The following is a 13,683-nucleotide window of genomic DNA, read 5'->3' as shown; positions in this document are numbered from 1 at the left end:
CGGCGACAGCCCGCGGCACACCGCGAGGGCGAACCACAGGAGAGACCTTGCACGAGCTTCACGTACTGAACCCGGCGACCGAGGAGGTCGTCGCCACCGTTCCGGCGGCGACCCCGCAGGACGTCGACGCCGCGGTGGCCCGCGCCGCCGCGGCCCAGCGCGGATGGGCCGCGCTGGCCCCCGCCGACCGTGCCCGGCTGCTGCGGCGCTTCGCGGCCGTCGTCGACGACCACATCGAGGAACTGGCCGGGCTGGAGGTCCGCGAGGCGGGCCACCCCGTCGGCAACGCCCGCTGGGAGGCGGGCAACGCCCGTGACCTGCTGGAGTACGCGGCCGGCGGCATCGAGCGGCTGAACGGCAGCCAGATCCCGGTGGCCGGCGGCCTGAACGTGACCTTCCACGAGCCGCTCGGCGTCGTCGCGGTCATCGCACCGTGGAACTTCCCGATGCCGATCGCCGCCTGGGGCACCGCACCGGCGCTGGCGGCGGGCAACGCCGTGGTTCTCAAGCCCGCCGAGACCACCCCGCTCACCGCTCTCCGGCTGGCCGAACTCGCCCTGGAGGCAGGGCTTCCCGAGGACCTCTTCCAGGTCCTGCCCGGCGAGGGCCCGGTCGCCGGCAATGCCCTCGTCGAGCACCCCGGTGTGGCCAAGGTCGTCTTCACCGGCTCCACCGCCGTCGGCAAGCAGATCATGGCCAAGTGCGCGGCGAGCGTGAAGCGCGTGACCCTCGAACTCGGCGGCAAGAGCCCCAACATCGTCTTCGCCGACGCCGACATCGAGCAGGCCGCGGCGGCCGCCCCCGGCTCCTTCCTCGACAACACCGGTCAGGACTGCTGCGCCCGCACCCGCATCCTGGTGCAGCGCAGCGCCTACGACCGCTTCATGGAACTGCTCGAACCCGCCGTCAAGGCGTTCACCGTGGGCGACCCGGCCGACCCGGCCACACAGATGGGCCCGCTCATCTCCGCCGCCCAGCGGGAGCGCGTACGGTCCTTCGTCCCGCAGGACGCGCCCGCCGCCATCCGCGGCGACGCCCCCGAGGGCAAGGGCTTCTGGTACCCGGCGACCGTCCTGGCGCCCGCCGGGGACGGCGGCCCGGCCGCCGTCGAGGAGATCTTCGGCCCCGTCGCGGTCGTCCTGCCCTTCGAGGACGAGGCCGACGCCGTACGGCTCGCCAATGCCACCCCGTACGGCCTGTCCGGATCGCTGTGGACCCGCGACGTGGGGCGGGCCATCCGCGTCTCCCGCGCCGTCGCCGCCGGGAACCTGTCCGTCAACTCCCACAGCAGCGTGCGCTATTCGACCCCCTTCGGCGGCTTCGGCCAGTCCGGGCTCGGCCGCGAGCTGGGTCCGGGGGCGCTCACCGCCTTCACCGAGACCAAGAACGTGTTCATCAGCACCGAGGAGAGCAAGTGACGACCGAGCAGACACCGTCCACGTGCCGGCGCCTCACCGGCCGCACCGCCGTCATCACCGGGGCGGGCAGCGGCATCGGCCTGGCCACCGCCCGCCGCTTCGCCTCCGAGGGCGCCAACGTCGTGTGCGCCGACATCGACGAGAGCGCGGGCAAGGCCGCGGCCGCCGAGGTCGGCGGGCTCTTCTTCCAGGTGGATGTCACCGACTCCGACCAGGTCGAGGCGCTGTACCGGACCGCGTACGAGACCTACGGCTCGATCGACATCGCGTTCAACAACGCCGGCATCTCCCCGCCCGACGACGACTCGATCCTCGACACGGGCATCGAGGCGTGGAAGCGCGTGCAGGAGGTCAACCTGACGTCCGTCTACCTGTGCTGCAAGCACGTCATCCCGTACATGCAGCGCCAGGGCAAAGGCTCCATCGTCAACACCGCGTCGTTCGTGGCGAAGATGGGCGCCGCGACGTCCCAGATCAGCTACACCGCGTCCAAGGGCGGCGTGCTGGCGATGTCGCGGGAGCTGGGTGTGCAGTTCGCCCGCGAGGGGATCCGGGTGAACGCGCTCTGCCCGGGGCCGGTCAACACCCCGCTGCTCAAGGAGCTGTTCGCCAAGGACCCCGAGCGCGCCGCGCGCCGCCTGGTGCACGTGCCCGCCGGACGCTTCGCCGAGCCCGACGAGATCGCCGCCGCGGTGGCGTTCCTCGCCAGCGACGACTCGTCGTTCATCAACGCCTCCGAATTCCTCGTCGACGGCGGTATCGCAGGCGCTTACGTGACTCCCCTCTAGGAGCCGTCCGGAATCCGTAGACTCCCGTCCGTAATCCGCTGGTTCACGCCCGGAATGTCCTCCGCTCCAGGCCGCTCGACCAGGGCAACCGGGCCGCGCGCGCGGCCCGGTTGCCTTACCGGCGGGAACCGGTGTACGGAAGCGGAGGCTCCCCCTAAGGTGACGGCGTGAGCATCACGACCCCGCCCGGCTGGTATCCAGACCCCGGGCAAGTAAGCCAGGGCCCCGCCCTGGAGCGATTCTGGGACGGTTCCACGTGGACCGATTACACCCGCGAGCCGCAGGGAGCGGTGGCATCGCAAATACCGCCGTCCCACCACGGCTTCGGCCCGCCGCAGCCGTCCGGGCAGCTGTTCGCGCCCGGCACCGGCATGCCGGCCTACACGCCGTTCCCCGCCGAGGGCGGCTCGCGCGGCAAGACGTACATGATCGTGGGTGCCGCGGCGGTCCTGGTGGCCGCCATCATCACCGGCATCGTGACCTTGAACGGCGACGGGGACGGCGGGGGCCAAGCAGGTCCGCAGCCCACCCCGACCGCCGGACAGCCCGACGACCAGGGCGGCAACGGGGGCAATGACGGGGGCAACGGCGGCGGGGGAGGTGACAGCGTTCCGGACACCCCGGATCCCGGCCCGGACACGGATGCCGCGCCCGATGTGGTCAACGGCATCACCGTGCCCGTGCTCGCCGGCTGGCAATCGGCCCGCAGCGGCTCGGGCGGCGCGGCCGTGACGGTCGGCCCGTACCCGTGCCCGGCCGACCCCAAGACGGAGTGCGTCCGCGGCGGCGCGTTCAGCAGACCGGCCACGGGGTACGACGCCAAGACCGCCAAGGGCGTGGCGAAGGAGGACATTCCCAAGAACGCCGAGGACTCCTACGGCAAGGACCCGAAGAGCGGCAAGCAGATGTACGGCGGTGTCACCTCGCACCGGGAGATGAAGGCCGGAGAGGTCACCGTCGCCGGGCAGAAGGGCTACATGATCCGCTGGAGGGTCGGGACCAAGAAGGGTGACGACGGGTACGTCCAGTCCCTCGCCTTCCCCTCGCCCAAGGACAAGGACCGGTTCGTGGTGGTCCGCTTCGGTTTCGATGTGAATGAGAAGGCCCCTCCGCTGACCGAAATGGACCGGATCATGGAGGGCATCGAAGTGCTGGAGAACGACGGCCGCGACACGAGCGGCGCCGCGGCCTGACGCAGTCCGCCCGCGGGCACGCGACGCGGGCACGCGACGGGGGTGCGTAACGGCCGGGAACGGCGGCCGGGCACGGCACACATATGCACGCAGGGACGACGACCACGGACCAAGGCCGGACCCGGCTCGGGGGAATCGGGTCCGGTACGGGGCCGGGCGGCGGACACAGGACATCAAGTCCAGGGATCCACGACGCGTCTACGGGTCCACGACGCGTCTGCGAGTCCATGGGCTCCGGTCGGTCAGAGGAACGTACGGCCCTCGCCCCGGTACGTCGGCGCCGTGCCCACGACCCGGTCGCCCTCCACGAGCTGCAGTTCATCGAAGCGCTCGCACAACTCCCCGGCCTTCGCGTGCCGGAACCACACCTTGTCACCGATGAGTAGATCGTCCGCGGCATGTCCCAGCAGCGGCGTCTGCACCTCGCCCGCACCCTCCTGGGGGTCGTACCGCAGCCCCTCCGGAAGGTACGGCTGCGGCAACCGGTCCGCACCGGCGGCTCCCGACGCCGGGTAGCCGCCGCCCAGCACCGTGACCACGCCGACGCCCGGACGCCGGACGACCGGCTGGGCGAACAGCGCCGCCGGACGGCCGTTGAACGACGTGTAGTTGTCGAAGAGGCGCGGCACGAACAGCCCCGAACCCGCGGCGATCTCGGTCACCGCGTCCTCCGCCGCGGTGTGCTGAACGCTGCCCGTGCCACCGCCGTTGACGAACTCCAGGTCCGGCGCCACGGCCCGTACGGCACGCACGGTCTCCGCGCGCCGCGCCGCCAGCTCACGCCGGGCCGCCGACTGCATCAGCCGGACCGCCCGCGAGCGCAGCGGCCGTCCGGCGACGGCGTCACCGACGCCCGCCACATGCCCCTCGTACGCCATCAGGCCGACCACGCGGAAACCCGGCCGACGGGCGATCGAGCCCGCTATCTCGGCGAGTTGACCCGGCGTACGGAGCGGTGAGCGGCGCGCGCCGACACGGATCCGTCCGCCCAGCAGACGCAGGGCCGTGTCCAGTTCCAGACAGACCCGCACCTCCTCGTCGCCTCCGCCGTCGCGCCGCGCGGCATCGATGAGGTCGAGCTGCGCCCGGTCGTCCACGACGACGGTGACCGCCGCCGCGAGCTTCGGGTCCCCGGTCAGCTCCGCGAAGTGCGCGCGGTCCGCGGACGGGTACGCGAGCAGGACATCGTCGAACCCCGAACGCGCCAGCCACAGCGACTCGGCGAGCGTGAAGGACATGATTCCGGAGAAGCCGTCGCGCTCCAGCACTCTCTCCATCAGCGCCCGGCAGCGCACCGACTTGCTCGCGACGCGGATCGGCTTGCCCTGCGCACGCCGTACGAGGTCGTCGGCGTTGGCGTCGAAGGCCGTCAGGTCGGCGATCGCGAGTGGCGCGTCGAGGTGCGCGGTCGCACGGTCGTAGCGGGCACGGTCGGCCGAGGGCCGGGCGGCGTGGGCTGACATGAATCCACCTTGCCAGAACGCCGTTACCGCTGGGTAGAGGCCGTGTCGGGGCAAACCGGCCATGTCTCCGGTCGGGTTGCCGACCCGCCCTCACCAGCCCGTAGAGTGACGCGCACGCTTGCGGTTCGATCGGGCCTGCGGCGAGATTGTCCACATATCAATCGGCCTGCCCCGAAAGGCGATCGGCGGCACGGCGAACAAAGGCGAGGGGGGCGGATGAGCGCCGAAGCGCCGCGTACGGCTTCGCCCCGCCCGTCCGATCCGCCCTCGCACTCCGCGAGCGCCTCGACGTCCCCCGACCGCTCCGGGACGGCGTCCACTCCGGGGGACCCCGGGGCTGCGGATGCGGGTCCACGGGGTTCGGGTGTGCCCGGAGCGGGCCCATGGGCCGCGGATGCAGGGGATCTCCGTATGCCGGGTGGTGTGGCAGGTGCCACGACGGGTACCGCCGAAACGTTCCCGGGTGCGGGGCCGGGGGGCGCGCAGGATGCGTCGCCGCGGGGCGCATCCGCGACGACCGGTGCGACGGCCTCGGCATCATGTACTGCGCCCTCGGCATCGGGTGCGGCGCCCGCGACGTCGAGTACGGCGTCCACGAACGCGAGTGCGGCGCCCGCGGCATCAGCGCCGGCGCCGATGCGTACGGGGCCGGTTTCCGTGCCGCTGCCGCCCGAGCAACCTCGGACGACCCCGCCGGCGCGACCGTCGTCACCGTCGCTGCCGTCGGCACCGGCGCCCACGCCTTCCGCCACCGGCGGGCGCGTGTCCGCGTCCGTGCCGGGTGCCGGTCACGCCGCCCCGTCGCCGTTCGACAGGGCCCCCGGGGCGGACGCGGCGCCGAGGCCATCCGAACCGCGGGGTCTCTCCGCGCCCCCCGCGCTCAACGTGCCGCCGCAACACCGCCCGAGCTGGGATCCGCCCCAACCCCCGGCGCCCCACGGCAGTTCGCGCCCCGCCGCGCCCAGCGCGCCCGCTGCGCCCACTCCGCCCAGCGCGCCCAGTACGTCCGGTATGCCCGGAGGTCCGGGCAGTGCGCCCGCCGTACGCACACCGGTGAACGCCGGTCCGCTGCCCCCGCCTCGGCCGGACTGGGGTCCTCCGCAGGCCCAGGCCCAGGCCGCGGCCCAGCCCCAGGCCCAAGCCCCTGCCGCGCCGCAGCCGTCCGCAGCCGCCGGGCCGAGCCGGGCCGCCGCGGCCGAACGGCCGGGGGAGTCCCGGAAGCCGGGGAGCCCGGCGGCGGGCGGGCACCCGCAGTCTCCGTCGCGGGCCGCCGGGGAACGGCGTTTCCCGGACCCTCCGGCGGCACCGCCGTCGGTACCTCCCGTCCCCAACGAGCCGCCCCGCCCCGCCCGTTCCGGCTCCACCGGGACCTGGGGCCCGGGGCAGCCGCCCTCCGGACCGGGCGCGGCCTCCGGCACCTCCGGCCACCACGCCGGCCCGCGCAACGGTGACACCGCCTGGTACGGGACGGGTTCGGACTTCATGACCCAGGCCGTCCCCGCGTGGGGCGCGCCTCAGGGCGGACCAGGCGGCCCCGGCACCCCCATGGGAACCGGTGGCTTCCCCTGGGCTGCACCCGTTCCCGCGAATCCCCTCGCGCGCATGCGGCCGCCCGTCCGCGCCGCGGCGATAGCCGCGTGCCTCGTGCTCGGGTTCGGGCTTCTCGGTGGTGCGGCCGCCGGTAGCTGGCTCACCGGGGACGGCGAGGAGGCGCCGGCCGCGGGCGAGGCGTTTCACGCGGCGCGGGACCTGTGGCACAGCGTCCCCGTCGACGAACTCTTCCCGCGCACCGTCCGTGGGGACGGCGCGGGCCCGGGCGGCGCGGACCGTACGTGGACGCGCATCGCGGTCGCCCCGGACGCCACCTGCAAGCGGGCTTTCGACCCGCTGCTGACCAAGGCGCTTTCGCCCGTCGGCTGCAAGCGCCTGGTGCGCGCCACATATGTCGACGCGACGACCAGCAGCGTGACCACCGTCGGACTCGTGATCACCAAGGCGGACGCGTCCGGGATGCGCGCGCTGCGCCAGCGGTTCACGAGCGAGAAGCTCGGCGAGCGCAGCGATCTGATGCCCCGTTCGTACGCGGCGAAGGGCACCGCGGCCGCCGGGTTCGGCGAGGGGCAGCGGGCGAGTTGGGTGGTGCGGGTACTGACGGACGTCCCGGCCGTCACCTTCGCCGTCACCGGCTTCGCCGACGGACGCAAGGTCACCGATCCGCAGCCCGCTTCGGACGCCGTGGCCAGGGGCGCGACATCGGCTCCGGGACAGGCGGGCCTGGGACACGACGCGGACGGTCTCGCGGACCGTGTCGAACGCGGCTTCCGCAAGGCCGCGACCGCCGCGGCAACGGAGGAACCCTCATGACGTCCCGCACGCCCCGAACGCCGGGCCGGGCCACCACCCGTACCGCCACCACCCGTACCGCCACCACCCGTACCGCCTCCGCCCTCCGCGCCACCGGCCTCCGGGCCGCCGCCCTCGTCACGTCCGCCGCTCTACTCGCGCTCGCCCCGGCCACGACCGCTCACGCGGACGTCATACGGGCCAAGGAGTGGGCCCTCGACGCTCTCCACGTCGACGACGCCTGGCGTACGACGAAGGGCGATGGCATCACCGTCGCCGTCCTGGACACCGGTGTCGACGACCGGCACCCGGACCTGGAGGGCCAAGTCCTCGCCACCAAGGACCTCGTGGGATTCGGAGCGGGACGCGGCGACCGCGCCTGGGCCCGCCACGGGACCGCCATGGCCGGGATCATCGCGGGCAACGGGCACGGCCCCGGCCGCGAGGACGGGGTGATCGGCGTCGCGCCCGAAGCCAAGATCCTCCCGGTCCGGGTGATCCTCGAGGACGGGGACCCCGCACGGAAGAAGGCCCGCGGCGCGCGTGCCGGAGCCCTCGCGGAGGGGATCCGCTGGGCCGCCGACCACGGCGCCGACGTGATCAACCTTTCCCTCGGCGACGACAGCAAGTCGGCACACGCGGAGCCCCAGGAGGACGCGGCCGTCCAGTACGCCCTGAGCAAGGGGTCCGTGGTGGTCGCCTCGGCGGGCAACGGCGGCGAGGACGGCGACCGCACCTCGTACCCGGCCGCGTACCCCGGCGTCATCGCCGTGACCGCCGTCGACCGCCTCGGCTCGCGCGCGCCGTTCTCCACCCGCCGCTGGTACGCCACCGTCTGCGCCCCCGGCGTCGACGTCGTGATCGCCGACCCCGACCGCCGCTACTACGAGGGGTGGGGCACCAGCGCCGCCGCGGCCTTCGTCTCCGGTGCGGTCGCACTCGTCCGCTCGGCCCACCCGGACCTGAGCCCCGTGCAGATCAAGAAGCTGCTCGCCGACACGGCGCGCGACGCCCCCGAGGGCGGCCGCAACGACGACCTCGGCGCCGGCCTCGTGGACCCGGCGGCGGCGATCAAGGCCGGGGGCAAGCTGGAGCCGCGGCCGCAGAAGCCGGTTCCGGCGGCGTACGAGGAGCGCTACTTCGGTTCGGGACCCGACCACGCCCGCCCGGAGGAGGACGGCCTCGACTGGCCCGCGGTGCTGGCCGCCACGGCGGGGGCGGTGCTCCTGGTGGCTGCGTTCGCCCTCTGGCACGCGGCGCGGCGCCCGCGTTACCCGCTCGCCTGACCGCCCGACCGCCTCCGCCCGACCCGCCCGACCCCCTCCGCCTGACCGGACCTCCCGGGCGATGGCGCCAACGGCCCGTCCCGCCGGGCCCGTTGGACGATGCGTCCGACGTCCCGCACACGGCGGACGCCCGCGACCGCACCCCCGCACACCACGCATGCGCCGCTTCCTGACCGGGTGCGACCGCCCGCGGCCCGCCGGATACCCTCGGTCCGTGGCGCTCAAGAACATCCCCGACTCCGGCTTCTCCGACGACGACGGCTCCGCCGACCCCCGCCTTGCCGAGGCCCTCACCGCGTACGGCGAGGACCGCGCCGCGGAACCGCGCGTGCTCTCCGCGCTGCCGGGTGCCCGGCTGCTCGTGCCTGTGGTCGCCGTCCTCGGCGAGACGGAGACGGTCGAATCCCCCTCCGGGACCGGGAAGCCGCTGCGTCGCGAGAAGAGCAGCGACATGGCGGTACCCACTCTCAAGGGGCCCGGTGGCCGCAGGGCACTGCCCGCCTTCACCTCCACCGAATCCCTCGCGCGCTGGGATCCCGCGGCCCGGCCCGTGGCCGTACCTCTCCATCAGGCGTTGCAGGCCGCGGCCCACGAGAAGGCCGACACCGTCGTCCTCGACCTCGCCGGGCCCGTCCCGTACGAGCTGACCGGTCCCGCCCTCCTCGCCCTCGCCGAAGGGCGCGCGACCGCCGACCCGCTGGCCGATCCGGCCGTCGCCGAGGCCGTACGAGCCGTGGTGGCGGAGGAGCCCGCCGTGGTCCGCGCCCATCTCACCCCGGGCGGCGACGCCGACGGCACCCTCGCCCTCGCCCTCGCCGCCGACGCCTCCGCACCGGAGGTCGCCCAACGCCTCGCCTCGGCCCTCGCCGCCGACACCGTTCTGAGGGCCCGTCTCATCCGCGGCCTCGACATGGCGCTGCTGCCGCCGGACACCGCGATCCCGGGGGAGCCCCTCTTCGTCCGGCAGGCGTGATGTCCGGTATCGCCCCACAATGCAAAGAACCTGAGTGATCTTTGCGAGGAGGGCGAGATGGACACGACGACACGCACGGTGGGCCTCCCCGGCGGAATCGATGCGCGCACGGTCGTATCCGAATTCCTCGGGACCCTGCTGCTCGTGTTCTTCGGGGTCGGTTCCGCCGTACTCGGCGCCGAGTACATCGGCACCGTCGGCATCGCGCTGGCCTTCGGCTTCGTGCTGCTCGGACTCGCCTACGCGCTCGGGCCGATCTCGGGCTGCCACCTCAACCCGGCCGTCACGCTGGGCATGCTGATGGCCAAGCGCCTGAGCGTCCGCAAGGCGGTGGAGTACTGGATCGCGCAGCTGCTCGGCGCCATCGTCGGCGCCGCGCTGCTCCTCCTCGTGGCCAAGCAGGTGCCGGGACTCGAGGTCAGCGGTGCGTTCGGCACCAACGGCTACGGCTACCGCTCGGCCCTGGGGATCAACATCTTCGGCGCCTTCGTCGCCGAGATCCTGATGACCTTCCTGCTGGTCTACATCTATCTCGCGGTGACCCGTGACCTGGTGCTCATCGGGTTCGCGGCACTGCCGATCGGCCTGACGCTCGCCCTCGTACAGCTCATCGGCGTCCCGCTCACGGGCGCGTCCGTGAACCCCGTACGCAGCCTCGGGCCGGCGCTCTTCGCGGGCTCCGCGCCCCTGTCGCAGGTGTGGCTCTTCCTCATCGCGCCTCTGGTGGGCGGTGTGATCGCCGCGCTCGTCCACGCGGTCACCCACGGCGGCGAGACCTTCGGGCTCACCCGACCGGCCGAAGGGGCGCCGTCGGGTGAGGCGGCGGCGGCCGAACCCCCGGCCGCGGGCGCTTCTCCGGAAGCGGGAGCCGGCGGGACGGCACCGGGCACGCCCGGTACGCCGAAGCCGAAGGCATAGGGGACGTCAGGGCGTACGGGACGGAGCGGAAGGGCGTACGGGGCCGGGCCCGGGGGCGTCAGCCGTAGACCGGGCCGGTGAACTGCTCGCCCGGTCCCTTGCCCGGCTCGTCCGGCACCACGGACGCCTCGCGGAAGGCCAGTTGGAGCGACTTCAGTCCATCCCGCAGCGGCGAGGCGTGGTACGAGCCGACCTCCGTCGCGCTCGCCGTGACCAGACCGGCCAGCGCGGTGATCAGCTTCCGGGCCTCGTCGAGGTCCTTGTGCTGACCGCCCTCCTCGGCCAGCCCGAGGTTGACCGCGGCGGCACTCATCAGGTGCACGGCAACGGTGGTGATCACCTCGACGGCGGGGACATCCGCGATGTCGCGTGTCATGGTGTCGAAATCGGGGCCCTGCCCCTCGGGCCGGGGGGTCCCGCCCTCCGGCTGGGATGACGGCTGCTGCGGGGTGGCGTCGCTCATGCTCAGGACTTCTTTCGGCTGGACGGCAGCCCCCAGCCTATGGCCAGGGAACAGGTGGATGGTGGGGTACCCGGACGCTGGTATGCTTGGTGAACGACCGGCCGGACACGCCTGTGCCCGGCCCGCAAGTGGAGGCTCCGATCTCCCACCTGGCCGGCCCTCGGGGCGGCGGGTCACCCGGTCAAGCGGCGTCCTTCGTCCCGCCAAGGGCGATGTCTCGTCGCTCGATGCGCCCCGCGGAATAGCGTGGCGGTGCTCCCGGTTGATCAAGGAGCCCCCGCCTGTGTCCGTTCGGGGCGTTTGTGCGTTCTGCGGGCGGGGTCCACAGAAACAGACGTTACGCGGCTGTCCGCCAGGCAATCGCGTGGTGCAACCGAGGAGGCCCCATCAGCGCCGAGCCCCGCATCAACGACCGGATCCGAGTCCCCGAGGTGCGACTCGTCGGTCCCAGTGGTGAGCAGGTCGGCATCGTGCCGCTTGCCAAGGCACTGGAGCTTGCCCAGGAGTACGACCTCGACCTCGTCGAGGTGGCGGCGACCGCTCGCCCGCCTGTCTGCAAGCTCATGGACTACGGGAAGTTCAAGTACGAGTCGGCCATGAAGGCCCGTGAGGCGCGCAAGAACCAGGCGCACACGGTCATCAAGGAGATGAAGCTCCGGCCGAAGATCGACCCGCACGACTACGACACCAAAAAGGGTCACGTCGTCCGGTTCCTCAAGCAGGGCGACAAGGTCAAGATCACGATCATGTTCCGCGGCCGCGAGCAGAGCCGCCCGGAGCTGGGCTACCGGCTCCTGCAGAGGCTCGCGGAGGACGTCCAGGAGCTCGGCTTCGTGGAGTCCAACCCGAAGCAGGACGGCCGAAACATGATCATGGTCCTCGGTCCGCACAAGAAGAAGACCGAGGCGATGGCAGAAGCCCGCGAGGCCGCCGCCGCCCGCAAGGCAGAACGCGTCGAGGGCAGGACCGCTCCCGAGGACACTCAGGAGACCGCCTAGGCGTGACCTCGGAGCATCCGCTCCGAGCCCCGGAGCCCCGCTCCGGACACCGAACGAACACCTGACGCTTCCGCGTGCCGGTCTCACCGGATCCGGGGGAGCGCCATCGACGAGGAGAGTAAGGCGCTATGCCGAAGAACAAGACGCACAGCGGTGCCAGGAAGCGCTTCAAGGTCACCGGCTCCGGCAAGGTCCTGCGCGAGCGCGCGGGCAAGCGCCACCTGCTCGAGCACAAGTCGTCCCGCCTGACGCGTCGCCTCTCCGGCAACGCCGAGATGGCCCCGGGTGACGCCAAGAAGATCAAGAAGCTTCTCGGCAAGTGACGTGACGCCCCGGCTTCCGGGGCGGCCGTCGGAGACCGGGACCCATTCGACCCGGGCCGCGTGAGTTCTCACCGCGGCCCCGTACAAGGAGTTAACAAGTGGCACGCGTCAAGCGGGCAGTCAACGCCCACAAGAAGCGCCGGGCGATCCTCGAGCAGGCCAGCGGCTACCGCGGCCAGCGGTCCCGCCTGTACCGCAAGGCGAAGGAGCAGGTCACCCACTCCCTCGTCTACAACTACAACGACCGCAAGAAGCGCAAGGGCGACTTCCGTCAGCTCTGGATCCAGCGGATCAACGCCGCTGCCCGCGCCAACGGCATCACCTACAACCGCTTCATCCAGGGTCTGAAGGCCGCCAACATCGAGGTGGACCGCAAGATCCTGGCCGAGCTCGCGGTCAACGACGCCACCGCCTTCGCGGCGCTCGTCGAGGTCGCGCAGAAGGCGCTGCCGAGCGACGTCAACGCCCCGAAGGCCGCCTGACCCGGCAGCCCGAGAGCTGATACGGACCCGCAGGCCCGCGGTGGCCTGCGGGTCCGCGCATGTCCGGAGGCTGCAGTTCCGGGCCGTGCCGCACTGCGTGAGTTCCCGGCCCGGGCGTCGCATGCCCGCGCCCGTACGCCGTTTCCGCCCCCGAACCCACCGAAGGTGATGCATGGCCGCCCCCGAGCCGATCTCCCCGCGATCCCCGAGGGTGGCCGCCGCCAAGCGGCTGGCCCGGCGGAACTTCCGCGGCAAGGAGCGCCGGTTCCTCGCCGAAGGGCCGCAGGCGGTACGGGAGGCCATCGGGCACCGCAGTGGTGACGAGCCCACGCTGACCGAGCTCTTTGCCACGGCCGAATCCGCCGAGCGGTACGCGGACCTCGTCGCCGACGCCCGCGACCGGGGCGCGCGTGTCCATCTCGCCGACGACGCGGTGATCGCCGACATCTCGCAGACCGTCACGCCCCAGGGACTCGTCGGCGTCTGCCGCTTCCTGGACCGGCCCTTCGCGGAGATCCTCGCCGCGCGGCCCCGGCTCGTCGCCGTTCTCGCCCACGTCCGCGACCCCGGGAACGCCGGGACCGTGCTGCGTTGCGCCGACGCCGCCGGTGCCGACGCCGTGGTGCTCACCGACGCCTCCGTCGACCTCTACAACCCCAAGGCCGTACGGGCCTCCGTCGGCAGCCTCTTCCACCTCCCCGTCGCCGTCGGCGTACCCGTCGAGCAGGTGGTGGACGGCCTGCTGGGCGCGGATGTACGGATCGTGGCCGCGGACGGTGCGGGGACCCGCGACCTCGACACGGAGCTCGACGAGGGCGTCCTCGGCAGCCCCACCGCCTGGGTGTTCGGCAACGAGGCGTGGGGGCTGCCGGAGGAGACCCGCGCGCTGGCGGACGCCGTCGTGCGCGTTCCCATCCATGGAAAGGCCGAGAGCCTGAACCTCGCGACCGCCGCGGCCGTATGCCTCTACGCCTCCGCTCGTGCGCAGCGTGCTTCCGGAGGGTGCCGCTCCGTAACCCAGAGCTAGTAGGGTTG

13 protein-coding genes are annotated in these 13,683 nt (G+C 72.9%); 11 read left to right on the top strand and 2 right to left on the bottom strand.

What is annotated here, in order from left to right:
• The first annotated feature begins 47 nt into the window (after positions 1–47).
• The 3 genes from ACGFNH_RS07345 to ACGFNH_RS07335 all read left to right on the top strand — a co-directional run bounded on the left by ACGFNH_RS07345 (position 48) and on the right by ACGFNH_RS07335 (position 3,399).
• Positions 48–1,418 (top strand): aldehyde dehydrogenase family protein, encoded by a 1,371-nt coding sequence (locus ACGFNH_RS07345; RefSeq protein ID WP_393652038.1) that lies wholly within the window; start codon positions 48–50, stop codon positions 1,416–1,418.
• The gene (locus tag ACGFNH_RS07340) at positions 1,415–2,206 is read left to right on the top strand and encodes a 3-oxoacyl-ACP reductase (protein WP_393652037.1); all 792 of its coding nucleotides are present in this window, start codon (positions 1,415–1,417) and stop codon (positions 2,204–2,206) included. The genes ACGFNH_RS07345 and ACGFNH_RS07340 overlap by 4 nt, the downstream gene beginning before the upstream one ends.
• Positions 2,207–2,373: 167 nt before the next feature.
• On the top strand, positions 2,374–3,399 hold the full coding sequence (locus ACGFNH_RS07335) for a DUF2510 domain-containing protein (protein ID WP_393652036.1): 1,026 nt from the start codon (positions 2,374–2,376) through the stop codon (positions 3,397–3,399).
• Between the two features lie 242 nt (positions 3,400–3,641).
• Here ACGFNH_RS07335 and ACGFNH_RS07330 read toward each other — a convergent pair whose 3' ends face one another.
• A complete protein-coding gene (locus ACGFNH_RS07330; RefSeq protein ID WP_393652035.1) occupies positions 3,642–4,862 on the bottom strand; it encodes an amino acid deaminase/aldolase in 1,221 nt (406 codons plus the stop codon).
• Positions 4,863–6,464: 1,602 nt separating this feature from the next.
• Here ACGFNH_RS07330 and ACGFNH_RS07325 point away from each other — a divergent pair.
• The 4 genes from ACGFNH_RS07325 to ACGFNH_RS07310 all read left to right on the top strand — a co-directional run bounded on the left by ACGFNH_RS07325 (position 6,465) and on the right by ACGFNH_RS07310 (position 10,382).
• Positions 6,465–7,226, top strand: a complete 762-nt coding sequence (locus ACGFNH_RS07325; protein WP_393652034.1) for a hypothetical protein — start codon at positions 6,465–6,467, stop codon at positions 7,224–7,226.
• Complete coding sequence (gene mycP / locus ACGFNH_RS07320; RefSeq protein WP_393652033.1) at positions 7,223–8,491, top strand: type VII secretion-associated serine protease mycosin; 1,269 nt, start codon at positions 7,223–7,225, stop codon at positions 8,489–8,491. The genes ACGFNH_RS07325 and mycP overlap by 4 nt, the downstream gene beginning before the upstream one ends.
• 214 nt (positions 8,492–8,705) lie before the next feature.
• Positions 8,706–9,464 (top strand): SseB family protein, encoded by a 759-nt coding sequence (locus ACGFNH_RS07315; RefSeq protein ID WP_393652032.1) that lies wholly within the window; start codon positions 8,706–8,708, stop codon positions 9,462–9,464.
• Between the two features lie 57 nt (positions 9,465–9,521).
• Positions 9,522–10,382, top strand: coding sequence for an MIP family channel protein (locus tag ACGFNH_RS07310; RefSeq protein WP_393652031.1), 861 nt, complete (start codon positions 9,522–9,524; stop codon positions 10,380–10,382).
• A 58-nt stretch (positions 10,383–10,440) separates the two neighbouring features.
• Here the strand turns inward: ACGFNH_RS07310 and ACGFNH_RS07305 are convergent, their stop codons facing one another.
• Positions 10,441–10,845: a DUF1844 domain-containing protein gene (locus tag ACGFNH_RS07305; protein ID WP_393652030.1), complete on the bottom strand. Its 405-nt coding sequence runs from the start codon at positions 10,843–10,845 to the stop codon at positions 10,441–10,443.
• 359 nt (positions 10,846–11,204) lie between these two features.
• On the opposite strand from ACGFNH_RS07305, the gene infC reads away from it, so the two are divergent.
• The 4 genes from infC to ACGFNH_RS07285 all read left to right on the top strand — a co-directional run bounded on the left by infC (position 11,205) and on the right by ACGFNH_RS07285 (position 13,675).
• Positions 11,205–11,843 (top strand): translation initiation factor IF-3, encoded by a 639-nt coding sequence (gene infC / locus ACGFNH_RS07300; protein WP_393652245.1) that lies wholly within the window; start codon positions 11,205–11,207, stop codon positions 11,841–11,843.
• Between the two features lie 128 nt (positions 11,844–11,971).
• Positions 11,972–12,166, top strand: coding sequence for a 50S ribosomal protein L35 (gene rpmI, locus ACGFNH_RS07295; protein ID WP_393652029.1), 195 nt, complete (start codon positions 11,972–11,974; stop codon positions 12,164–12,166).
• A 98-nt stretch (positions 12,167–12,264) separates the two neighbouring features.
• The gene (gene rplT, locus ACGFNH_RS07290; RefSeq protein ID WP_055470307.1) at positions 12,265–12,648 is read left to right on the top strand and encodes a 50S ribosomal protein L20; all 384 of its coding nucleotides are present in this window, start codon (positions 12,265–12,267) and stop codon (positions 12,646–12,648) included.
• A 172-nt stretch (positions 12,649–12,820) separates the two neighbouring features.
• A complete protein-coding gene (locus ACGFNH_RS07285) occupies positions 12,821–13,675 on the top strand; it encodes a TrmH family RNA methyltransferase (protein WP_393652028.1) in 855 nt (284 codons plus the stop codon).
• The last annotated feature ends 8 nt before the right edge of the window (positions 13,676–13,683 follow it).

The organism is Streptomyces sp. NPDC048639, assembly GCF_043199075.1.
In the GTDB taxonomy this organism is placed as follows: Bacteria; Actinomycetota; Actinomycetes; order Streptomycetales; family Streptomycetaceae; genus Streptomyces.
Note: the sequence above shows the minus strand (reverse complement) of the source record. Positions and strands in the feature narration are given on the sequence as shown.

Coding starts and splice junctions, on each gene's coding strand:
- ACGFNH_RS07330 (WP_393652035.1), bottom strand. CDS start 4,862: ATGTCAGCCCACGCCGCCCGGCCCTCGGCCGACCGTGCCCGCTACGAC.
- ACGFNH_RS07325 (WP_393652034.1), top strand. CDS start 6,465: ATGCGGCCGCCCGTCCGCGCCGCGGCGATAGCCGCGTGCCTCGTGCTC.
- mycP (WP_393652033.1), top strand. CDS start 7,223: ATGACGTCCCGCACGCCCCGAACGCCGGGCCGGGCCACCACCCGTACC.
- ACGFNH_RS07310 (WP_393652031.1), top strand. CDS start 9,522: ATGGACACGACGACACGCACGGTGGGCCTCCCCGGCGGAATCGATGCG.
- ACGFNH_RS07305 (WP_393652030.1), bottom strand. CDS start 10,845: ATGAGCGACGCCACCCCGCAGCAGCCGTCATCCCAGCCGGAGGGCGGG.
- rpmI (WP_393652029.1), top strand. CDS start 11,972: ATGCCGAAGAACAAGACGCACAGCGGTGCCAGGAAGCGCTTCAAGGTC.
- ACGFNH_RS07285 (WP_393652028.1), top strand. CDS start 12,821: ATGGCCGCCCCCGAGCCGATCTCCCCGCGATCCCCGAGGGTGGCCGCC.